The organism is Pseudomonas sp. WS 5411 (assembly GCF_012985595.1).
Lineage (GTDB): Bacteria > Pseudomonadota > Gammaproteobacteria > Pseudomonadales > Pseudomonadaceae > Aquipseudomonas > Aquipseudomonas shahriarae.
This window is the reverse complement of the sequence record NZ_JAARMC010000013.1, coordinates 87,339-108,612: the sequence shown is the minus strand read 5'-3', so window position 1 is coordinate 108,612 and position 21,274 is coordinate 87,339. Positions and strand designations below refer to the sequence as shown.

Annotated in this window: 20 protein-coding genes; 3 read left to right on the top strand and 17 right to left on the bottom strand. The window is 61.6% G+C overall.

Annotated elements, in window-relative coordinates; genetic code table 11:
- Positions 1-23: 23 nt before the first annotated feature.
- The 12 genes from HBR93_RS18325 to ffh all read right to left on the bottom strand — a co-directional run bounded on the left by HBR93_RS18325 (position 24) and on the right by ffh (position 13,942).
- Positions 24-1,253, bottom strand: a complete 1,230-nt coding sequence (locus HBR93_RS18325) for an EAL domain-containing response regulator (RefSeq protein WP_115129361.1) — start codon at positions 1,251-1,253, stop codon at positions 24-26.
- A 72-nt stretch (positions 1,254-1,325) separates the two neighbouring features.
- Entirely contained in the window at positions 1,326-4,907 is a 3,582-nt protein-coding gene (locus tag HBR93_RS18320) for a transporter substrate-binding domain-containing protein (RefSeq protein WP_346266851.1), read from the bottom strand.
- A gap of 165 nt (positions 4,908-5,072) precedes the next feature.
- A complete protein-coding gene (gene thrC / locus HBR93_RS18315; RefSeq protein ID WP_029296283.1) occupies positions 5,073-6,482 on the bottom strand; it encodes a threonine synthase in 1,410 nt (469 codons plus the stop codon).
- 66 nt (positions 6,483-6,548) lie between these two features.
- Positions 6,549-7,853 (bottom strand): homoserine dehydrogenase, encoded by a 1,305-nt coding sequence (locus HBR93_RS18310; RefSeq protein ID WP_029296281.1) that lies wholly within the window; start codon positions 7,851-7,853, stop codon positions 6,549-6,551.
- Between the two features lie 127 nt (positions 7,854-7,980).
- Positions 7,981-8,712 (bottom strand): thioredoxin fold domain-containing protein, encoded by a 732-nt coding sequence (locus HBR93_RS18305; protein WP_057437999.1) that lies wholly within the window; start codon positions 8,710-8,712, stop codon positions 7,981-7,983.
- A gap of 141 nt (positions 8,713-8,853) precedes the next feature.
- Positions 8,854-9,750 (bottom strand): site-specific tyrosine recombinase XerD, encoded by an 897-nt coding sequence (gene xerD / locus HBR93_RS18300; RefSeq protein ID WP_057437997.1) that lies wholly within the window; start codon positions 9,748-9,750, stop codon positions 8,854-8,856.
- Positions 9,751-9,874: 124 nt separating this feature from the next.
- Complete coding sequence (locus HBR93_RS18295; protein WP_057437995.1) at positions 9,875-10,288, bottom strand: acyl-CoA thioesterase; 414 nt, start codon at positions 10,286-10,288, stop codon at positions 9,875-9,877.
- An 82-nt stretch (positions 10,289-10,370) separates the two neighbouring features.
- Positions 10,371-10,721, bottom strand: a complete 351-nt coding sequence (gene rplS / locus HBR93_RS18290; RefSeq protein WP_003175895.1) for a 50S ribosomal protein L19 — start codon at positions 10,719-10,721, stop codon at positions 10,371-10,373.
- Positions 10,722-10,766: 45 nt separating this feature from the next.
- Positions 10,767-11,540, bottom strand: coding sequence for a tRNA (guanosine(37)-N1)-methyltransferase TrmD (gene trmD / locus HBR93_RS18285; protein WP_024077235.1), 774 nt, complete (start codon positions 11,538-11,540; stop codon positions 10,767-10,769).
- The gene (gene rimM / locus HBR93_RS18280; protein WP_010565276.1) at positions 11,522-12,058 is read right to left on the bottom strand and encodes a ribosome maturation factor RimM; all 537 of its coding nucleotides are present in this window, start codon (positions 12,056-12,058) and stop codon (positions 11,522-11,524) included. The genes trmD and rimM overlap by 19 nt, the downstream gene beginning before the upstream one ends.
- A 5-nt stretch (positions 12,059-12,063) precedes the next feature.
- Complete coding sequence (rpsP, locus tag HBR93_RS18275) at positions 12,064-12,315, bottom strand: 30S ribosomal protein S16 (protein ID WP_003175899.1); 252 nt, start codon at positions 12,313-12,315, stop codon at positions 12,064-12,066.
- A 250-nt stretch (positions 12,316-12,565) separates the two neighbouring features.
- Positions 12,566-13,942: a signal recognition particle protein gene (ffh, locus tag HBR93_RS18270; protein WP_029296179.1), complete on the bottom strand. Its 1,377-nt coding sequence runs from the start codon at positions 13,940-13,942 to the stop codon at positions 12,566-12,568.
- A gap of 242 nt (positions 13,943-14,184) precedes the next feature.
- Between ffh and ccsA the strand changes: the two genes are divergently transcribed.
- The 3 genes from ccsA (at position 14,185) to HBR93_RS18255 (ending at position 17,896) form a co-directional block, all read left to right on the top strand.
- On the top strand, positions 14,185-14,988 hold the full coding sequence (ccsA, locus tag HBR93_RS18265; RefSeq protein ID WP_169960791.1) for a cytochrome c biogenesis protein CcsA: 804 nt from the start codon (positions 14,185-14,187) through the stop codon (positions 14,986-14,988).
- 12 nt (positions 14,989-15,000) lie between these two features.
- Positions 15,001-16,239, top strand: a complete 1,239-nt coding sequence (locus HBR93_RS18260) for a transporter associated domain-containing protein (RefSeq protein ID WP_057437991.1) — start codon at positions 15,001-15,003, stop codon at positions 16,237-16,239.
- Positions 16,240-16,585: 346 nt separating this feature from the next.
- A complete protein-coding gene (locus HBR93_RS18255; protein ID WP_029296174.1) occupies positions 16,586-17,896 on the top strand; it encodes an MFS transporter in 1,311 nt (436 codons plus the stop codon).
- 78 nt (positions 17,897-17,974) lie between these two features.
- On the opposite strand, the gene purT is transcribed toward HBR93_RS18255, so the two are convergent.
- The 5 genes from purT to HBR93_RS18230 form a co-directional block, all read right to left on the bottom strand.
- Complete coding sequence (purT, locus tag HBR93_RS18250; protein WP_057437989.1) at positions 17,975-19,156, bottom strand: formate-dependent phosphoribosylglycinamide formyltransferase; 1,182 nt, start codon at positions 19,154-19,156, stop codon at positions 17,975-17,977.
- 69 nt (positions 19,157-19,225) lie between these two features.
- Positions 19,226-19,693, bottom strand: a complete 468-nt coding sequence (locus HBR93_RS18245; protein WP_029296170.1) for a VUT family protein — start codon at positions 19,691-19,693, stop codon at positions 19,226-19,228.
- A 144-nt stretch (positions 19,694-19,837) separates the two neighbouring features.
- A complete protein-coding gene (locus tag HBR93_RS18240) occupies positions 19,838-20,053 on the bottom strand; it encodes a DUF1289 domain-containing protein (RefSeq protein WP_169960790.1) in 216 nt (71 codons plus the stop codon).
- Complete coding sequence (locus HBR93_RS18235; RefSeq protein ID WP_057437985.1) at positions 20,050-20,574, bottom strand: gamma carbonic anhydrase family protein; 525 nt, start codon at positions 20,572-20,574, stop codon at positions 20,050-20,052. The genes HBR93_RS18240 and HBR93_RS18235 overlap by 4 nt, the downstream gene beginning before the upstream one ends.
- A gap of 35 nt (positions 20,575-20,609) precedes the next feature.
- Positions 20,610-21,212 (bottom strand): CoA pyrophosphatase, encoded by a 603-nt coding sequence (locus HBR93_RS18230; RefSeq protein WP_057959545.1) that lies wholly within the window; start codon positions 21,210-21,212, stop codon positions 20,610-20,612.
- Positions 21,213-21,274: the final 62 nt, after the last annotated feature.

Below are 21,274 nucleotides of genomic sequence, written 5' to 3'. Positions count from 1 at the left end.
TGCAGCGCCCGGCTTGCCGGCTCCTACAAGGCAATCGCCGTAGATTTCGCCAGCCAGTGTTGCAGCGCCTGGGCACTCATCGGATGAGCGATCAGGCAACCCTGCAGCCAGGCCGGCCCTAGCGCGCGCACCGCGTCACGGTCGGCGGGGGTTTCAATTCCGGTCACGACCACGCCAACCCCCAGGTGCTGGGCCATGCTCATGGCCCCGGCGACCACCGCACACTTGCGTTCGTCACCCGCCATCCCGCTGGCAAACGCCGGGGGAATCTTCAGCTCGGTGAACGGCAGCTCCAGCAACCGTTGCAGGCTGGTACCGCCGATGCCGAAATCGCCAATGGACAGCTTGCAACCGATCATCCGCAAGCGCAGCAAACCGGTGACATGGGCGCTGTCGGTCTTCAGGCGCGAGGTTTCCACCAGTTCCAGGGTGAGGTTGCGCGCCGGGACGGCAAAGCGCTGCAGCAGGCCTTGCAGCGTGAGCGCGAAGTGTTCCTGATCCAGCAACCGCCCGGGAATGTTGACTGACACCGGCAGTTCCAGGCCCGTGTCCCGGGTCACCTGGGCGCATAGGCGCAACACCTGGTCCAGCACGTACCAGGTAAAGGCCTGCTCCAGGCCCGCCAACTCCAGCAGCGGCAGAAACTCGCTGGGCATCAACTGGCCATGCTCCGGGTCTTGCCAGCGCGCCAACGCCTCCACGCCTTGCAGATCACCGGCCTGGCTGACGATGGGCTGGTAGCAGACACGGGCGTAACGCTCAATGGCGGCCTCGCCGACCTCAGCGCAAAGTTTCTCGGTCGCGAATTCACTCACTCCCAGCATCTGGTGCACACGGTCCCAGGACAGCGCTTGCGGGCTCGGCCGCAAGCGTTGCCGGCAGGCATCGAGCATCTGCCCGATGGAAGTGGCGGAAGCCGGCTTGGGCATGCACCCCAATACGTTCAACCCCGCCTGACGTGCCATGCTCGCCACGCCTTCCAGTACATCCGGTTCGGCGTCGCTCAACAGGACCAGGACCTGGGCCTGGCTGTGCTCAGCCATTTCGCGGATCAGCCCCAGTGAGTCGCCATGCTCCAGGTACAGATCGCAGATGGCGATATCCACCGGCCCCTTGCTCGCCAGCGACTGGCGGGCGACCTCGACGCTGTCGGCCGTAAGCACGTTGAACACGCCGTTGGCGTTGAGCATCTGGTGCAGGGCCATCAGCTGGAACGGGTGATCTTCGAGAATCAGGACTTTGAGTGAGCGCATGGAAAACTCTGGGGCTGCGTGCAGGATGGCCCACATTAGCCAAAACCCGGACGCGACCACATAGGACGCGTCCTATTCTTGCTCCAGATAAGGCTGAATCTCCTCTCGCAGTACCAGCAATGCCTGCGACAAGGCTTGCCAGCGCACCGGCAGCTCAGCGTCGCGGTGTTCCCGCGCACTGCTTTCAAGGGCGATGCAGGCCTTGGCCAACGGCAGCGCATCCACCAGGCAACAAATGCCCTTGAGGCGATGCAGACTGGCCCGCACCTGCACCAGGTCGTGCTCGGCCATGGCGTTGCCCAACAGGTGGTGCTCGTGCTCCAAATTGTTCGCCAACTCCTGCAACATGCTTTGCAGAATCGGCCCGTCGGCCTGGGTCATCTTACGCAGGGCCTGCAGGTCGAAGGCCGGTACCGCCGTGACCCGGGCCAGCACCTGGGCCCACTGCTCCAGGGTCACCGGCTTGACCAGCAGCACATCCATACCCGCCTGCTGGCCGCGCTGGCTCTCGTCCTCCTGGGCCGCAGCGGTGCAGCCAATCAACGCGCAGCGCGGGCGCTGCTCCTGGGTTTCGATCTGGCGAATGGCCTCGGCCAGGGCATAACCGGACATGCCCGGCATATGACAATCAGTCACCAGCACGTCGAACGCCTCGCTGCGCCAACGCTGCAATGCGGCCTCGGCACTATTGAGGGCCACCACCTGGTGCCCGAGGAATTGCAACTGCTGGACCAGCACCAAGCGGTTGGCCGGCAGGTCGTCGACAATCAGCACCGACAGCACCCGGCCCGCAGCCAGCACCGGCGCGGCGGCCACCGGCGCCGGCAGGTCGTCACTGCCGACCCGGTCCAGGCGCAGGTCGATACACACGGTGGTGCCTTCGCCCAGGGCGCTGTGCAGGGTGATTTGCCCGCCCATCAGGTCCACCAGTTGCTGGCAGATACTCAAACCCAAGCCGGTGCCGCCATGTTCGGCAGCCGTCAGCGGGCTGCCCTGGATAAACGGCCGGAACACTCGTGCCTGCTGTTCGACGCTGATGCCGGGGCCAGTATCTTCGACGCACAGGTGCAAGTATTCATGCCCCTCTCCATCCACCTGGCAGGCGACACGCATACGCACATCTCCACGTTGCGTGAACTTCAGCGCATTGCCCAAAAGGTTATGCATGACCTGGCGCAGCCGTAGCGGGTCGAACCAGTAAAAGCCTTGGGCCTGGGGATCGAACGCCAGGGTCAGGTGCAGGCCCTTTTTCTGCGCAGTGGCTTCAAACAGGCGCTGGATGCCTTCGAAGAAACCCTTCAGGTCAGTGGTCTGTGGCGCCAATTGCAGATGGCCGGCTTCGATCTTCGCCAGATCAAGGCTATCGCCCATCAGGGCAATCAATTCCCGTGCCGAGCGATGGGCCACCTGCAACGCCTCGGAAACAGGGGCGCCCGAGGCCAGGGCGCGCTCCTGCTCCAGCTCCAGCAGGCCGATAATCGCCGTCATCGGCGTACGAATCTCATGACTGAGGTTCGACACAAAGGCACTCTTGGCGTAGTTCGCTTCATCGGCAGCGCGACGCGCGTCCATCAGTTGGGTTTCCAGGACCTTGCGCTCGTTGATATCGACCCAGCCCCCGAGCAAACCCCGCAACTGGCCCTGGGCATCGTAAAACGGCACGGTCCATTGATAGACATGGGCGATACCGCCGTTGAACTCCAGTTGGCGGTCGATAAACAACGACTGCTGCGTCTCCAGTTGCTCCATGTGCCCCGCATGCAGGCGCAAGGCGGTGGCGGCCGGCAAAATTCCACTCTCCGGCAGGGTCAGGCCCTGGATCAGTTCAAGCCGGGTGGCCAACTGCTGTTCATAGCTTTTGTTGCAGGTGACCAAACGGCCAGCGAGGTCACGCACAAACACCGGGTTGGGCATGCCGTCGAGCAGGGCGCGCTTGAACGCCAGTTGGTCATTGAGCCGTCGCTCGGCCTCCACACGCTGGCGGATCTGACGCTTGAGCCGACTGTTCCAGACCAGGGATACCAGCACAAACAGCAGCGCCGTGGCGACCGTCCAATAGGCCCATGGCGGCACACGCTGCCAGGCGGGTACCGGGACCGCCACCGCGCCCATCCAGCGCAGGCGCAACGCGCTCAGTTCGGCTACCGGCAAAGCTTCCAGGGCCTTGTTCAAAATACTCAGCAGCTCGGGATGGTCCTTGCGCACTGACAGGTTGTCACTGGACCACTTGCCATCGACACTGCGACCGACCCGCAACTCATCGGTCGGATAACTCTGCACCTCGACTTCACTCTGGATGGTCGCTGCCGCGTCTCCCCGGGCTACCAGGGCGCGAGCCTCGGTGTAGTTGGCCACCGAGCGCAGGCGGATCTGCGGGTATTCACGCCGGATGTAGCCTTCGAGCACATGCCGCGCCGGCAGCGCCAACACCTCGCCCGAAAGCTGGCTGAGGCTGTTCAGCGGTGGCGTATCAAGACGCTCGACAAACACCCAGCCGGCACCGCCAAACCCGTGGCTGAAATCCAGAAACCTTCGGCGTTCGGTGTTTTCCACCAGGGTAGTGCTCATATCCGCACTGCCGTTTTCCAGGATTGCCAGGGTCTGCGCGGTGGAAAACACTTCCTCCATGACGAACTGCAAACCGGTCATGCGCGACAGGCGATTGAGCAGGTCGACATTCAGCCCGACCCAGCGCCCGTCCTTGTCTTTGAACACATAGGGCGAGTATTGCTGGGACGCCACCACCACATGGGGATGCTGCAGCACCCAGGCCTGCTCGGCGGCCGACAGGGGAATACGCTCACCGACGACGTCCACCCCCAGCCCGGTGGTCCAACGGGCCAGGATCTCACGGCGCACCGAGTCATCAATGCTCTGCAACGCCCGGTCCATCATCTTGCCCAGCAAGGGATCGGCCTGGCGCGTGGCGAAGGCAAAACCAATCGGCGCCAGGCGGCTTTGCTCCTTGATCTGCATGCTCAGGTAAGGACGCAGGGACTTGTAGGCGCGCACGATCACTTCATTGCCGATAAACGCATCCACATCACCCTGCTCCAGGGCTTCGAGGCCGCTATAGAGATTGGGCGCCAGCATGATGTGGCTTTGCGGGTAGGCGGCATGCACGTTCTTGACGTTGGCGTAGCCATCGAGCAACACCACCTTCTTGTCCTGGAGTGCGTCGTTTGGCGTGGCATCGGCACCGCGGGTCACCACCACCGAACGGTCGGGCATATAGTCCGCCGTAAAGGCCAGGCCGGGCACGTCACGTTCATAGCCGTTGGCGCTGGTGAGGATATCAATCGTCCCGGCGCGCAGGGCCTCCACGGCCTGGGCCCGCTCGGCGAAGCCCATCACCTGCATCGACACGCCGAGTCGCGCCCCCACCAGGCTCAAGTAGTCGGCACTGATGCCCTGGTAGCGATTGCGATCGCGGGTGATATCGATGGGTTGGTAGTCATCAATGGAAATCCCCACCCTCAGGGTTCGGTGTTGCGCCAGCCACTGGCGCTCGGCGGGTGCCAGGGGGATGGGCGCCAGGGTGATAAACGCCGGCACCAGATTGAACGGCAGGCTGACGGCGGCCAGGCTTGCAGGCAGGTGGCCGAGCAGCAGCGCGCTCAGTAGGCACAGGTGCCATCGGGTCGTGAACCGCACCGTGGGGGTTTCCTTTTTGGTTATTTTTTGTTCGGTGGACATATCCGTTGCAGGGGTAACGGGGCGCCCTGGATCAAAAACAGGGCGCGATACCCGCCAAGAAAAACGGCGCTTCCCCATCTCTGGACAAGCGCCGTTTGCCTTATTCGTGCAGCCTTTCAGAACTCAGAGCGGCTTACCACGATTGCCATGCTGGCTGACGAACGCCTGAATAGCCTTCAGGTCATTAGGCAATACCGTGCAACGCTCTTCCCGCTCAAACAGGTCAGCCAGGTGCGGCGGCAGTTCCAGAGCCTTGCCGACACCGGCCTTCTGCACCGCCTCAGGGAATTTCACCGGGTGGGCCGTGCCGAGGATCACCATCGGGATGTCCAGGCTGCGCCGGCATTCGCGCGCGGCCTTGACGCCAATGGCGGTGTGCGGGTCCAGCAGCTCGCCGGTCTGGGCATAGACTTCAGCGATGGTCTCGCAGGTCTGGGCATCGTCCACGGCCAGGGAGTCGAACAGCTTGCGGGTCTCGGTCCAGCGCTCCTGATCGACGCTGAAACCACCACCCTGCTTGAAGCTGTCCATCAGGCCGGCCAGGGCCGCGCCGTTACGACCGTGCATGTCGAACAGCAGGCGTTCGAAGTTCGACGAGACCATGATGTCCATCGACGGCGACAGGGTCGCGTGCAGGGTTTCCTTGACGTACTGGTTGCCGCTCATGAAGCGGTGCAGGATGTCGTTGCGGTTGGTGGCGACGATCAACTGGTTGATCGGCAGGCCCATGTTGCGTGCCAGGTAACCGGCGAAGATATCGCCAAAGTTGCCGGTCGGCACCGAGAACGACACCGAACGTGCCGGCCCGCCCAGCTGCAGCGAGGCGTGGAAGTAGTAGACGATCTGGGCCATGATCCGCGCCCAGTTGATCGAGTTCACCGCAACCAGACGCGTGCCTTTGAGGAAGCTCTGGTCAGCAAAGCTGGCCTTGACCATTTCCTGGCAGTCGTCGAAGTTGCCTTCGACCGCGATATTGTGGATGTTCTCGCCGAAGATGGTGGTCATCTGCCGGCGCTGCACATCCGATACGCGGTTGTGCGGGTGCAGGATGAAGATGTCGACGTTTTCGCAGTGCTTGCAGCCTTCGATGGCCGCCGAGCCGGTGTCACCGGAGGTGGCACCGATGATCACCACGCGCTCGCCGCGTTTCTCCAGCACGTAATCCAGCAGGCGACCGAGCAGTTGCAGGGCGAAATCCTTGAACGCCAGGGTCGGGCCGTGGAACAGCTCCAGCACCCATTCGTTGCCGTTCAACTGACGCAGCGGGGCGATGGCGTTGTGCGAGAACACGCCGTAGGTTTCTTCGAGGATCTTCTTGAAATCGGCATCGGGGATGCTGCCGGTAACGAACGGGCGCATGACCCGGAACGCCAGCTCGTGGTACGGCAGGCCAGCCCAGGAGGCGATTTCTTCCTGGGTGAAGCGTGGCAGGTTTTCCGGCACGTACAGGCCGCCGTCAGTGGCGAGGCCTGCGAGCAGGACGTCTTCGAAATTCAGGGCCGGTGCCTGGCCGCGGGTGCTGATGTAACGCATGACTGGCTCCTCTACAACATTCTTGAACAGAGGCCGCCGAACCTGCGGGGCCTCTGCAACCTATCGTTAGTTCAGGTGTTCGACGCGGATCCGCACCACCGGCCCGACCACGCCCTGCAGGGCTTCCAGCGCGGCAATGGCATCGTTCATATGCTGTTCCAGCACACGGTGGGTCAGCAGGATCATGGGCACCAGGCCGTCGTGTTCTTCGACTTCCTTCTGCATGATCGACTCAATGTTGATGCCGCGCTCCGAGAGGATGCTGGCCACCTGGGCCAACACGCCCGGGTGATCCTTGGCCTGGATCCGCAGGTAGTAGGAGCTTTCGCAGGCTTCGATCGGCAGGATCGGGTGGGCCGACAGCGAATCCGGCTGGAAGGCCAGGTGCGGCACGCGGTTTTCCGGGTCGCTGGTCATGGCACGGACCACGTCCACCAGGTCGGCGATCACCGACGAAGCCGTCGGCTCCATGCCGGCACCGGCGCCGTAGAACAGAGTCGAACCGGCCGCATCACCATTGACCATCACCGCGTTCATCACGCCATTGACGTTGGCGATCAGGCGGTCGGCCGGAATCAGGGTCGGGTGTACGCGCAGTTCGATACCGGCAGCGGTGCTGCGCGCCACGCCCAGGTGCTTGATGCGGTAGCCCAGGGCTTCGGCGTAGTTCACGTCGGCGGTGGTCAGCTTGGTGATGCCTTCGGTGTAGGCCTTGTCGAACTGCAGCGGGATACCAAAAGCGATAGACGCCAGGATGGTCAGCTTGTGCGCCGCGTCGATACCTTCTACGTCAAACGTCGGGTCGGCTTCGGCATAACCCAGGGCCTGGGCTTCGGCCAGTACGTCTTCGAAGGTACGGCCCTTCTCGCGCATTTCGGTAAGGATGAAGTTACCGGTGCCGTTGATGATGCCCGCAACCCAGTTGATACGGTTGGCCGACAGGCCTTCGCGGATCGCCTTGATCACCGGGATACCGCCAGCGACTGCGGCTTCGAACGCCACGATCACGCCCTTCTCGCGGGCCTTGGCGAAAATTTCGTTGCCGTGCACGGCAATCAGCGCCTTGTTGGCGGTAACCACGTGCTTGCCGTTTTCGATGGCCTTGAGCACCAACTCACGGGCGACGGTGTAGCCGCCGACCAACTCGATGACGATGTCGATTTCAGGGTTCGTGGCCACATCGAAGACATCGTTGGTAATCGCAATACCGGTCGTTTGGTACTGAGGCTTTGGCGTACGCATGGCAATTTGTGCCACTTCAATCCCGCGCCCTGCACGGCGGGAAATCTCCTCAGCGTTACGCTGAAGTACGTTCAAGGTGCCGCCACCGACGGTCCCTAACCCACAGATGCCTACTTTGACCGGTTTCACTGAAGAACTCCCCATGAAACGGCCGACTCAAGGTCGGCCGTGAAAAACAGCCGCACAACTGCGGCTCTCTGTTAATGACCCGTCGACGTGTCGGCGGGCCTGATCGTCAAAGGCTCGACAATACTGTTTATTTGGCACCCAGTGCCAGTTTGGCGACTTGTGGCGCAGGCTGGTAGCCCGGAATGACCTGGCCGTCGGCCAAGACGATGGCCGGCGTACCGTTCACCCCGATGGACTGACCCAGAGCGTACTGCTTGGAAACCGGATTGGCACACTTGGCGGACTTGATTTCTTTGCCATCGACCATCTTGTCCATGGCTGCTTTCTTGTCGGTTGCGCACCATACCGCTTGCAGTTGCTCGTCGCCCGGCGAACCGAGGCCCTGGCGCGGGAACGCTACGTAACGCACTTCGACACCCATCTTGTTCAGCGCAGGTATCTCGGCGTGCAGCTTGTGGCAGTACGGGCAAGTGGTGTCGGTGAACACAGTGATGTGGGTCTTGGTTTCGCCAATCGCGGGGTAGACCACGGTCTCGGCCACCGGGATACCGTTGATCAGCTTGGAGATCCCAACGCGCTCAGCCTTCTCGGTGAGGTTGACCGGCTTGCCGTCTTTCAACTGGAACAGGTAGCCCTGGACGATGTACTGACCGTCGGCGCTGGCATACAGCACGCGGCTGCCCTTGAGCTTGACTTCATACAGGCCGGCCATCGGGCTGGCGCTGATGCTTTCGACCGGGGTTTCGAGCTGGAGGCTTTCCAGACTCTTACGGATTGTCTTCTCGGCGGCGTCATCGGCGACGGCAAAGGTTGAAACCAACGCAATGGCTGCGGCGGCAAAAATCTGGGTCAAGCGCATGGGAACTCCTGAAGGCAGATGCAGGGACGAAGGCCAGGACGCCGATCTGGAAACACGGCTCGGGACCGTCCCCTTTGCAAACCGGCAAAGCCTACCACAATTGGGCGCCAGGGCAGACGCTGGCGGCCAAATTGGGGCCTGTCAGCCCCTTGGGTGATGTTTGGCATGCAGGTCCTGCAACCTTGCCCGCGCCACATGGGTATAAATCTGCGTGGTCGACAGGTCGCTATGGCCCAGCAACATCTGCACCACGCGCAAATCCGCGCCATGGTTGAGCAGATGGGTGGCAAATGCATGGCGCAGGGTGTGGGGGGACAGCGACTTGCCGATCCCGGCGACCTTGGCCTGGTGCTTGATGCGATGCCAGAAGGTCTGGCGGGTCATCTGCTCGCCGCGCAGGCTGGGGAACAGCACGTCACTGGGGCGCCCGCCGAGCAGCTCGCTGCGGGCATCGCGCATATAGCGCTCGACCCACACGATTGCCTCTTCGCCCATGGGCACCAGGCGCTCCTTGCTGCCCTTGCCCATCACCCGCAACACACCCTGGCGCAGGTTGACCTGCTCCAGGGTCAGGCTGATCAGCTCGGTGACGCGCAGGCCGCAGGCATACAAGACTTCCAGCATCGCGCGGTCGCGCTGGCCGATGGCTTCGCTCAGGTCGGGCGCGGCCAGCAGGGCTTCGACGTCGGCTTCTGACAGGGACTTGGGCAACGGCCTGCCGAGTTGCGGCATATCGACTTGCAGGGTCGGGTCGACAGCAATCAGCTTTTCCCGCAGCAAATAGCGATAAAACCCACGCACTCCCGAGAGGAATCGCGCAGTGGAGCGCGGCTTGTAGTTCTGCTCAAGGCGCCAGGCCAGGTGATCGAGGATCAACTCACGCCCGGCGTGGCTCAGCTCGAGGTTTCTCTCCAGCAACCAGCCATTGAACAGGGCCAGGTCGCTGCGGTAGGACTGGCGCGTGTTGTCCGACAGGCCTTTTTCCAGCCAGAGGGCGTCGAGGAAGCGGTCGATCAGGGGGTGGTCAATGGCGGGCATGGGGGCTCAGGCTGAGTACTTTAGTGTCTGGTAGATCCTATCGCAGGCAAGCCCGCGCCCCCAGGAAAATGCATGGCTAATGTGGGAGATGGTTGACCTGCGATAGCGGCGACGCGGTCTCGGATCAGTCTACAAACCCAGGCAGCACTGGCACCGGGCGCTTATCGTCATCAATTGCGACAAAGCTGAACACACCCTGGATCGCCTTCTCGCGGCCATCGGCACTCATGCTCTCGACAAACACCTCCACTTCCACCTTGAGGCTGGTGTTACCGACTTTGATCACGCGGCCAATCAGCTCGACGATGGAACCGGCCGGGATCGCGTGATTGAAGTCGATACGGTCGGTAGACACCGTCACCAGCGGCAAACGGCAAAAGCGCGTGGCGGTGATGAACGACACTTCATCCATCCAGGCCAATGCAGTACCGCCAAACAGCGTGTTGTGGTGGTTGGTGGTCGGCGGGAATACGGCTTTGGTTACATGGGTCACGGACAGGTCGGTGCGGCGCTGGATTTCTTCGAGGCGGGTGGTCATGAACGGGTTCCGGGCAAGGGGCAAATTTCAGGCACAAAAAAGCAGCCCGTAGGCTGCTTTTTTCTGCATCGGGAAGCTGGACTTAAGCCAGTTTTTCCTTGATGCGAGCTGCTTTACCGGACAGGTCACGCAGGTAGTACAGCTTGGCTTTACGTACGTCACCGCGACGCTTAACGGCCATGCTGTCGATTTGCGGGCTGTAGGTCTGGAAAGTACGCTCTACGCCAACACCGTTGGAGATTTTACGAACAGTGAAAGCACTGTTCACACCACGGTTACGCTTGGCGATTACGACGCCTTCGAACGCTTGCAGACGCGAACGGTCGCCTTCCTTCACTTTCACCTGAACGACAATAGTGTCGCCCGGGGCAAAGGTAGGGATCTCTTTGGTCATCTGCTCTGCTTCGAGTGCAAGGATGATTTTGTTAGTCATGCTGTGCTCCTAAGGTAGATCGTCGGATCTACCATCGATACGTTGTTAACTATCGTCCCGCGCGAGGATGTATTCCTCGAGCAGCTTCTTCTCTTCTCCAGAAAGCGAGCGGCTTTCCAGAAGATCGGCGCGTCGTTCATAGGTCCGACCAAGGGACTGCTGTAAACGCCAACGCCGGATGTGTGCGTGATTGCCACTTAGCAACACGTCGGGAACACGCTGATCCGCATACACCTCCGGTCGGGTGTAGTGCGGGCAATCCAGCAAACCATCCGTGAAGGAATCTTCCTCCGCGGAGTCCGCATGCCCTAAAGCTCCAGGCAGCAGTCGTGTAACCGCATCTATCAGGACCATCGCCGGCAGCTCACCGCCAGACAGGACATAGTCCCCAATCGACCACTCTTCATCGACATGAGCTTCAATAAAACGCTCGTCAATGCCTTCATAGCGACCGGCAATCAGGATCAGTGCTTCCTCATTCGCCAGTTCGCGTACCGCCGCCTGTTTCAGCTGACGGCCTTGAGGGGACAGGTAAATTACCTTCGCCTTCTCCCCTGCTGCTGCCTTGGCCTGAACCAGGGCGTCTTCCAGGGGCTTGATCTTCATCACCATGCCCGGGCCACCGCCAAATGGGCGATCGTCCACAGTGTGATGTCGATCCGTCGTGTAGTCTCGCGGGTTCCAACAAGTGAGCTGCAAGAGCCCTTGTTTCACCGCCCGACTGGTGATGCCGTACTCGCTGATGGCAGAAAACATCTCGGGAAACAAACTGATCACTTCAATGCGCAAATTAGCCACGCTTAGAAGTCCGCGTCCCATTCCACCTTCATCTCGCCCGCTGCCAGGTCGACGGCCAACACGCATTGCTCGGTATAGGGCAACAGGCGTTCGCGATCATCCAGGCTGCCAGCGCAAGGCTTGACCACCATTACATCATTGGCGCCGGTTTCCAGAAGATGGTCGATTTTCCCGAGCAATTGCCCGAGTTGATCAATAACCTTCAGACCTTCCAGCTGGTACCAGTAGTACTCGCCGTCGGTCAATTCAGGGAACAGGTTGCGCGGCACGCAGATCTCATAACCGGCCAGAAGACGCGCTTCTTCACGATCATCGAGACCCTTGAGCTTTGCGACCAGGAACTTATCGTTCCCACGTCCACTGACCAGCTCGACCTGTTTCACACTACCTTCGCGCTTGAGCGTCCAGGTCTTGTACTGCAACAGGTTTTCAGTCGGATCAGTAAAGGAATACACCTTCACTTCGCCGCGAACGCCATGAACAGAGTAAATCTTGCCGATAACGATCAAATCATCAGCAACAGCTGGCGTCGCGTTCATATTGCTCAGGCTGCGGCCTTAGCCGAGTCCTTCAACAACTTGGCAACACGCTCGGAAGGCTGTGCACCAACGCTCAGCCAGTAGGCTACGCGCTCTTGGTTCACGGACAGACGAACTTCTTGACCACGAGCAACAGGGTTGAAGAAACCAACCTGTTCCTTGTGCGAACCGTCGCGCGGGTTGCGGCTGTCGGTTACGGTCAAGTGGTAAAACGGGCGCTTTTTGGAGCCGCCAAGGGCAAGACGGATTGTTAGCATGTGAACATCGTTCCTGTAGTCGGTGCTGCAAATCTAAATGCACAGCGGGCATGGGTGCCCGAAAGGCCGCATATTCTAAGGAATATCCGGACTTTTGCAAATGTCTTTTTCCGGCGCCTGACCGCGGGCCATTCAGATCTGCTATAGAGCCGTCGGTTAAAACGGCGAGTCAGCTCCCGCCAACGGCGGGTTTGCTGGAGATCCCACATCCTTGTGGGTCTGCGCAAGAGCAAGCCCTTGCGCGAATTCTTTACATCTTCGGCATGCCACGGCCGGGCATCATACCGCCCATGCCGCGCATCATTTTGGCCATGCCGCCTTTGGCGGAGAACTTCTTCATCATCTTTTGCATCTGCTTGTGCTGCTTGATCAAGCGACCGATGTCCTGCACCTGGGTGCCGGAACCCATGGCGATCCGACGTTTGCGCGAACCGCTGATCAGCTCAGGGTCGCGGCGCTCGGCCGGGGTCATGGAGTTGATGATGGCTTCCATCTGCTTGAACTGCTTCTCTGCCGCACCCTGGGCATTGCCCATTTGCGCCAGGTTCACACCGCCGATGTTCGGCAGCTTGTCCATCAGGCCGCCGAGGCCGCCCATGTTCTTCATCTGTTGCAGCTGATCGCGGAAGTCTTCGAGGTCGAAGCCCTTGCCCTTTTTCAGCTTCTTGGCCAGCTTGTCGGCCTTGTCCTTGTCGAGGGTCTGCTCGGCCTGCTCGATCAGGCTGAGCACGTCGCCCATGCCGAGGATCCGCGAGGCGATCCGCTCAGGGTGGAACGGCTCGAGCGCTTCGGTCTTCTCGCCCATACCGATGAACTTGATCGGCTTGCCGGTGATTGCGCGCACCGACAGTGCGGCACCGCCACGGGCATCACCGTCGACCTTGGTCAGGATCACGCCGGTCAGCGGCAGGGCATCACCAAAGGCCTTGGCGGTATTCGCCGCGTCCTGGCCGGTCATGGCATCGACCACGAACAGGGTTTCTACCGGGTTGATCGCGGCATGCAGCGCCTTGATCTCGCCCATCATCTCTTCGTCGATGTGCAGGCGACCGGCGGTATCGACGATCACCACGTCGATGAACTTGAGCTTGGCTTCTTTAATGGCAGCGTTGGCGATGTCGACCGGCTTCTGGCTCAGATCGGACGGGAAAAAGGTCACGCCGATTTCACCGGCGAGCATTTCCAGCTGCTTGATCGCGGCCGGACGGTACACGTCCGCCGACACCACCATCACGGATTTTTTCTTGCGCTCTTTAAGGAAGCGCGCCAGCTTGGCAGCGGTGGTGGTCTTGCCCGCCCCCTGCAAACCGGCCATCAACACCACGGCCGGCGGCACGGCGCTGAGGTTCAGGTCTTCGTTGGCCGCACCCATCAGGCTTTCGAGCTCGGCCTGGACGACCTTCACAAAGGCCTGGCCCGGCGTCAGGCTGCGGGACACTTCAGTGCCGACCGCACGCTCCTTGACCGAGTTGACGAAATCCTTGACCACAGGCAAGGCAACGTCGGCTTCGAGCAACGCCATGCGCACTTCGCGCAGGGTGTCTTTAATATTGTCCTCGGTCAGCTTGGCCTTGCCGGTGACATGGCGCAGCGTCTGCGAGAGACGGTCAGTCAAGTTTTCAAACATGCGCGATCCTTTCAGGCCCTATTCATCGAAGTGCATCGGTAGACCGAGGTAATGGCGGCCCAGGCTGCGTAAATCGCTATTAAAAACAGCGCTTGGCGAGCCTGCGGCGTGGGCAGGTCGCGGATTATAGCGAAGACTGCCGTCATGCACACCCGCTGTCTGGCCCGCTGGTCTTTCGTGGAACGCAGGTGTGTGCCAAACTCATCGGCTTTCGGGCTTGCCTAACAGGATTTATGCTCCCTTTGTCACCCAGTTTGCTACCCAGTCTCGCCGCCGCACTCTTGTATGCCGCTGCGACCCTCTACCAGGGCACCCGTCTGGCCCAACGCGCCAGGGCGGACAAACGCCTGCTGGCCGGCCTCGGCGTGTTCGCCTTGCTGGCCCACGCTGCCAGCCTGTTCACCCACCTGATGACACCAGTGGGCCTGGGCCTGGATTTTTTCAGCGCCGCCAGCCTGATTGCCGCTGCGGTCATTGCCTTGACGCTGCTGGCCTGCGCGCGGATCCCGGTGGAGAACCTGCTGTTGCTGCTCTTCCCCCTGGGGATGCTGACAGTGCTGCTGGCGCAATTCGCCCCCACCGGCACGGTGCAGGTGATCGACGAGGAGCCGGGCATCCTCGCGCATATCCTGCTGTCGATCCTGGCCTACGGTATGTTCACCATCGCCGTGTTCCAGGCGTTGCTGCTGCTCTTGCAGGACCACCAGCTCAAGCACAAGCACCCTTCCGGGCTGATCAAGAACTTCCCGCCGCTGCAGACCATGGAAAGCCTGCTGTTCGGTTTCCTCTGGGCCGGCTGGACGCTGCTGTCGCTGTCGCTGATTTCCGGCTGGCTGTTCGTCGAGAACCTGTTCGCCCAGCACCTGGTGCACAAAACCCTGCTGGCGTGCCTGGCCTGGGTGGTGTTCAGCGTGCTGCTGTGGGGCCGCAATCGCCTGGGCTGGCGCGGGCACAAGGCGATCCGCTGGACCCTGGCCGGTTTCTGCCTGCTGATGCTGGCGTATTTCGGCAGCAAGCTGGTTCGCGAATTCATCCTGCATATCTGACGGGCGGCAATCATGCACAACTTGCCCCTTGAGCCGATGCTCGCGGTAGTCGCGCTGCTGGTCTTGTGGTCGGCGCTGTTTACCGCCATCGAGGCGGCCCAGCTCCATTTGCTGGCCCTGCGCCCCGGTACGCGCCAGGGCGACAAGGCCGCCGCCCGCCTCAACTTCCCGCGCAACAGCCTGATCCTGTGCAACACCCTGTGCCGCGCGGTGGTGGTGATTCTGTGCACCCTGCTGGCGATCTATGCCTGGGCCGAAAACGGTCCCTGGCTGGGTTGGCTGGTCTCCAGCGGGCTGTTGCTGGTGCTGGCCGACTACCTGCCGCGCACCCTCGCCACCCGCTATCCGCACGCGGTGCTGGGGTTTGGCAATACGCTGCTGGGTGTGCCGCTGAAAATCCTCTATCCCCTGGCCTGGCTGCTCAATGGCCTCAGCCTGCTGTTGCTGCGCCCTTTCGAACGCAAGTCGGGGATCGTCAAGAAAAGCGACGAGCCACAGAGCGACCCGTCCGACGAGCAAGCCTCTGACGCGAACGACGACCCTCGGCCGGGCATGCCGGGCATCCACGCCCTGGACAACATTACCGTCAATGACATCCTGGTGCCGCGCAGCGAAGTCGATGGCATCAACCTCGACGACCCTATCGAGGAGATCATCGAACAACTGCGCAGCTCCAAGCGCACGCGGCTGCCGGTGTTCCACAGCGATATCAACCAGGTCGAGGCGGTGCTCAACACCCGGCAGATCCAGCACCTGCTGCCCGATGCCAGCCTGACCAAGGAAGCCCTGCTCGCAGCCTGCCACGAGCCGTACTTCGTCCCGGAAAGCACGCCGCTGCAGCTGCAATTGCTCAACTTCCACAAGCAGCAACGCCGCCTGGGCATGGTGGTGGACGAATACGGCGAAGTGCTGGGCATCGTCACCCTGGAAGACATTCTGGAAGAGATCGTCGGCGAATTCGAAAGCGAGCAGAGCCTGGATAACCCGCTGATCCAGCCCCAGCCTGACGGCCGCTATGTGATCGACGGTGCCGTGTCGATCCGCGAGCTGAACAAGTGCATGGGCTGGCACCTGCCTAGCGACGGTCCCAAGACCCTCAACGGCCTGGTGACCGAAGCGCTGGAGACCATTCCCGATTGCTCGGTGTGCGTGAAGATCGGCCGTTATCGCCTGGAAATCCTCGAAACTGAAGACAATCGGGTGAGCAAGGTGTTGATCTGGCATATCGGCTCAGCGCCGATTGCCACCTGACTCACGGTGGACAAGCCCGTGTGGGAGCGGGCTTGCCCGCGATAGCCTCACCTCAGTGTCACTGATACACCGAGGCGCCCGCTTCTCCCACATTTGATCTTTTCAGCCGCTAAGACCGCGCTCCAGCCCTTGTTTGCAGCGCAACCCCCTTCCTATAATCAATCGCGCTTACCCAAGCCCCGCCCGACCGCGTGCTATCCGCACTGAGCGTGTCCAGGCACCGCAACCCCGTGTCTGACCGGTACCCGCTCCCATCCCGAGCCAACGCCGCGCACTGCCCTGATCCATGGGTGCAAGACCAATAATAATCCGCGCCAAGCGCGCAATGACCATCAGGGATACCTCAATGAGCACCACCTATAACGAGGCCGCTCCCGCCGCCCCGACCAACTCGACCAGCCGGGTCGCCACCGCGAGCATCATCGGCACCGCCATCGAGTTCTACGACTTCTATATCTACGCCACGGCCGCCGCGCTGGTGATCGGCCCGGTGTTCTTCCCGCAGAGTTCCGGCACCGCGCAGATGCTGGCGGCGTTCCTGACCTTCGGTATCGCCTTTATCGCGCGGCCACTGGGTTCGGCGCTGTTCGGCCACTTCGGTGACCGCATCGGGCGCAAGTCGACGCTGGTGGCCTCCTTGCTGCTGATGGGCGTGTGCACCACCCTGATCGGCCTGTTGCCGGGTTACGACACCATTGGTGCCTGGGCCCCGATCCTGTTGTGCGTGCTGCGTTTCGGCCAGGGCCTGGGGCTGGGCGGGGAATGGGGCGGCGCCGCGCTGCTGGCCACCGAAAACGCGCCCAAGGGCAAGCGTGCCTGGTTCGGCATGTTCCCGCAGCTGGGGCCTTCCATTGGCTTTTTGGCGGCCAATGGGCTGTTCCTGATCCTGGCGATGAACCTGGACGATGAACAATTCCGTAGCTGGGGCTGGCGCATTCCGTTCCTGCTCAGCGCCGCGCTGGTGATGGTGGGCCTGTATGCGCGCCTCAAACTGCATGAAACCCCGGTGTTCGCCAACGCCGTGGCCAAGGAAAAACCAGTAAAAGTGCCGCTGGTGGAGCTGTTCAGCCAGCATTGGTTGCAGGTGCTGCTGGGCGCGGCCGCGATGGTGGTGTGCTATGCGCTGTTCTATATCACTACGGCGTTTTCCCTGAGCTATGGCGTGAGCACCCTGGGCTACAGCCGCGAAACCTTCCTCGCCCTGCTGTGCTTTGCCGTGTTGTTCATGGGCGCGGCCACACCGCTGGCAGCCCTGGCCAGTGACCGCTATGGGCGCAAGCCGGTGTTGATCGTCGGTGCGGTGCTGGCGATTCTGTCGGGTTTCACCATGGAACCATTGCTGACCCACGGCTCGACCTGGGCCGTGGCGCTGTTCCTGTGCCTGGAACTGTTCCTGATGGGCGTGACCTTTGCGCCGATGGGGGCTTTGTTACCGGAACTGTTTCCGACACGCGTGCGTTATACCGGGGCGTCGGCGGCGTATAACCTGGGCGGGATTGTCGGGGCTTCGGCCGCACCGTTTTTCGCGACCAAACTGGTGGCGATGGGTGGGCTGAGTTATGTCGGCGGGTATGTGTCGGCGGCAGCGTTGCTCAGCTTGATTGCGGTGCTGTGCCTGAAAGAGACGCGGGATAACGATTTGAACAAGGTCGCCTGATAGAGCGCTATCGCGGGTAACCCCGCCCCCACACTGGAACGCCTTCCACATGTGGGAGCGGGCTTGCCCGCGATGCTTTTACAGCTCTACAACCACCGCTTGAGAGGCACGGGTCGCCTTGGCCCGGGCAGCCTCGATCGACTCATCCCGCGCCAACGCCACGCCCATGCGACGCTGGCCATTCACTTCCGGTTTGCCGAACAGACGCAGTGCGGTATCCGGCTCGCTCAGGGCCGCGCCGAGGTTGGCGAACGCCGTCTGGGTCGATTGCCCTTCCACCAGAATCACCGCCGAAGCCGAAGGCCCGAACTGGCGGATCAATGGGATCGGCAGGCCAAGAATCGCCCGCGCGTGCAGGGCAAACTGCGACAAGTCCTGGGAAATCAGGGTCACCAGCCCGGTGTCGTGAGGGCGCGGCGAGACTTCGCTGAACCACACCTGGTCGCCCTTGATAAACAGCTCGACCCCAAACAGACCACGACCACCCAGGGCCTCGGTCACGGCTTTGGCGACGCGCTCGGATTCGGCCAGGGCCGCCGGGCTCATGGCCTGGGGCTGCCAGGACTCCTGGTAGTCGCCCTTCTCCTGACGATGACCCACAGGCGCGCAGAAGGTGGTGCCACCGACGTGACGCACGGTCAGCAGGGTGATTTCGTAGTCGAAGTCGATAAACCCTTCGATGATCACCCGACCTTTACCTGCACGCCCGCCTTCCTGGGCGTAGTCCCAGGCTTTCTGCACGTCATCGGCGCTACGCAACAGGCTCTGGCCCTTGCCCGACGAACTCATCACCGGCTTGACCACGCAGGGGAAGCCGAGGTCTTCGACGGCCTTGCGGTAGTCTTCCACGGTGTCGGCAAAATGGTACGGCGAGGTCGGCAGATCCAGCTCTTCAGCGGCCAGGCGGCGGATGCCTTCACGGTTCATGGTCAACAGCGCCGCACGGGCGGTGGGGATCACGGTAAAACCTTCAGCCTCCAGTTCCACCAGGGTGCCGGTGGCAATGGCTTCGATTTCCGGGACGATGAAGTGCGGCTTTTCCGCCTCGATCACCGCACGCAGGGCTGCGCCGTCGAGCATGTTGATCACGTGGCTGCGATGCGCCACCTGCATGGCCGGCGCGTTGGCGTAGCGATCCACGGCAATCACTTCAACGCCCAGGCGCTGCAGCTCAATTACCACTTCCTTGCCCAGCTCACCGCAGCCACACATCAATACGCGGGTCGCGGTTGGCGACAATGGAGTTCCGATTCGGGTCATCTCAGGTCCTCAGGGGAGCGGATCAGGGGGAGAAAGGCCGGCATTTTACATGAACGGCGGGCATTGGCCTCAGTTGGCGACACGCTGGCGCCGCAAACGCCAGGCCATGGCCAGCCACACCACGGTGACCCCGGCAAATTTCGAGGCCAGGGCGGTACCGACCACCGCCGGCGTCAACGCGCCGATCAGGCCAAAAAAGATAAAGGTATCGAGGGGAATGCTCAGCGCCGAGCTGATCCACAGCCGGTCATGCAACGGGCGCTTGGTGATGCTGAAGACCAGCCAGTCGATGCACTCGGAGACCGCGAACGCCGTGGCGCTGGCCAGGGCGATGGACGGATCGGAGGTAATGTAGGAGAGCACCAGCGCCGCGAGCATGGCGATAATCGCCCCGTGGCCGAAGCGCGTTTGCACCATGTCCCGCAGGATAAACACCAGGCCACCCCAGGCGGACCAGATGACATCCAGGTGCGGGGCGGTGGAAAAGGCGAAGTTGATCAGCACGACGCTGCTGATATAGGCGATCAGGAAGAGCATGGGGCGAGGGACCTGTGGGTAATGCGCACAGGGTACACAATTAAAGGGATGTCGTCTGGAGGGGCCTCATCGCAGACAAGCCAGCCCCCACATTGGAATGCATTTCAACAATGAGGGAGCTGGCTTGCCTGCGATAGCGCCCTGTCAGGCGCCAGATTTCCCAGGAATCATCCACAACACCCCACTGGCCTTAGCCCGCTCATGACATAACCCCAGCACCACCCGGCGCTCGGCGTTGTCCATGCGGCTCCAACGGGTGATTTCGTCGACATTGCGCTGGCAACCGGTGCAGATATCGTCGTCATCCAGCGCACAAATGCTCACGCAGGGCGAGGCGACGGAGCGTTCAACCGGGTTCATTCCGGCTGCTCGACCAGGTCACGGGCGTAGCGCTGAGAGTTATGCACATAGTGCGCAGCACTGGCCTCCAGCATGTTCTTCTGTTGCTCGGTCAACTCCCGCACCACCTTGCCGGGCGAGCCCATTACCAGCGAGCCATCAGGGATTTCCTTGCCTTCGCCGATCAACGAATTGGCGCCGATGATGCAGTGCCGGCCAATCTTGGCGCCGTTGAGGATCACCGCATTGATGCCAATCAGGCTGTAGTCGCCGACGGTACAGCCATGCAGCATGGCGTTATGCCCCACCGTCACACCGGTGCCCAGGGTCAGCGGGTAGCCCATGTCGGTGTGCATCACGCTGCCGTCCTGCACGTTGCTGTTCTTGCCGATCAGGATCAGTTCGTTGTCGCCACGCAACACCGCGTTGAACCAGACGTTAGCGCCCTCCTCCAGCTTGACCTTGCCCACCAGCGTGGCATTGGGGGCTACCCAGCTATCTGGATGTGTCTCGACGCGGGCATCGCCCAGGCGGTATTTCATGGTCTTCCCTCACGGCTTGCCATTCAAACGATGGCTTAAGTATTGATAAAGCTTTTCGGCGGACGGTGCAGGCTGATGTCGGCATCGTCATAGAGCAGGTTGATCAACTCGACGATCATGATCGCCGTCAGGCCCCAGATCTTGTATTCACCAAAGCGATAGCTGGGCACGTACCAACTGCGGCCCTGGTAGTCGATACGGTGGGTGTGCTCACGCGGGTCCTGGCGGAAAAACTCCAGGGGCACGCTGAATACGGCGGCAATCTCGGCATCGTTGGCCAGGTATTCGACATAGTCGGGGATCACGCCCACATACGGGGTCACGCGGATGCCGTGCAGGGAGATCAGCGGGCTCAAGGGCCCGATCACTTCCACCAGGCCCGGTGGCAGGCCGATTTCCTCTTCGGCCTCGCGCAGCGCGGTGAACACCAGGTCCGGGTCTTCGGGGTCACGGCGCCCACCCGGAAACGCCACTTCGCCGCCATGGGTCGACAAGCCGCTGGCACGCAGGGTCAGGATCAGCTCGGGTTCGTCGCTGCGGGTAATCGGCACCAGCACGGCGGCCTCGGGGAAACGGCTGTCAGTTTCCAGCGTGCGTGGCGTGTGATTGGTTACCCGGCGAAGTAGCTCGTCCAGCATGAGTCATCTCGATCTGTTGGCTACCTTGCATCATGCACCAAAGCGTACGGGTGCCCAACCCC

What these genes read in the sequence shown, in the direction of transcription:
- HBR93_RS18325 (WP_115129361.1), bottom strand. Translation starts at nt 1,253, where the DNA reads ATGCGCTCACTCAAAGTCCTGATTCTCGAAGATCACCCGTTCCAGCTG.
- thrC (WP_029296283.1), bottom strand. Translation starts at nt 6,482, where the DNA reads ATGCGTTACATCAGCACCCGCGGCCAGGCACCGGCCCTGAATTTCGAA.
- HBR93_RS18305 (WP_057437999.1), bottom strand. Translation starts at nt 8,712, where the DNA reads ATGCGCTTGACCCAGATTTTTGCCGCCGCAGCCATTGCGTTGGTTTCA.
- xerD (WP_057437997.1), bottom strand. Translation starts at nt 9,750, where the DNA reads ATGCCCGCCATTGACCACCCCCTGATCGACCGCTTCCTCGACGCCCTC.
- HBR93_RS18295 (WP_057437995.1), bottom strand. Translation starts at nt 10,288, where the DNA reads ATGACCACCCGCCTCGAAGAAATCCAGCGCCGCACCGACCTGTCCGTG.
- rplS (WP_003175895.1), bottom strand. Translation starts at nt 10,721, where the DNA reads ATGACTAACAAAATCATCCTTGCACTCGAAGCAGAGCAGATGACCAAA.
- trmD (WP_024077235.1), bottom strand. Translation starts at nt 11,540, where the DNA reads ATGGGACGCGGACTTCTAAGCGTGGCTAATTTGCGCATTGAAGTGATC.
- rimM (WP_010565276.1), bottom strand. Translation starts at nt 12,058, where the DNA reads ATGAACGCGACGCCAGCTGTTGCTGATGATTTGATCGTTATCGGCAAG.
- rpsP (WP_003175899.1), bottom strand. Translation starts at nt 12,315, where the DNA reads ATGCTAACAATCCGTCTTGCCCTTGGCGGCTCCAAAAAGCGCCCGTTT.
- ffh (WP_029296179.1), bottom strand. Translation starts at nt 13,942, where the DNA reads ATGTTTGAAAACTTGACTGACCGTCTCTCGCAGACGCTGCGCCATGTC.
- HBR93_RS18260 (WP_057437991.1), top strand. Translation starts at nt 15,001, where the DNA reads ATGCACAACTTGCCCCTTGAGCCGATGCTCGCGGTAGTCGCGCTGCTG.
- HBR93_RS18255 (WP_029296174.1), top strand. Translation starts at nt 16,586, where the DNA reads ATGAGCACCACCTATAACGAGGCCGCTCCCGCCGCCCCGACCAACTCG.
- purT (WP_057437989.1), bottom strand. Translation starts at nt 19,156, where the DNA reads ATGACCCGAATCGGAACTCCATTGTCGCCAACCGCGACCCGCGTATTG.
- HBR93_RS18245 (WP_029296170.1), bottom strand. Translation starts at nt 19,693, where the DNA reads ATGCTCTTCCTGATCGCCTATATCAGCAGCGTCGTGCTGATCAACTTC.
- HBR93_RS18240 (WP_169960790.1), bottom strand. Translation starts at nt 20,053, where the DNA reads ATGAACCCGGTTGAACGCTCCGTCGCCTCGCCCTGCGTGAGCATTTGT.
- HBR93_RS18235 (WP_057437985.1), bottom strand. Translation starts at nt 20,574, where the DNA reads ATGAAATACCGCCTGGGCGATGCCCGCGTCGAGACACATCCAGATAGC.
- HBR93_RS18230 (WP_057959545.1), bottom strand. Translation starts at nt 21,212, where the DNA reads ATGCTGGACGAGCTACTTCGCCGGGTAACCAATCACACGCCACGCACG.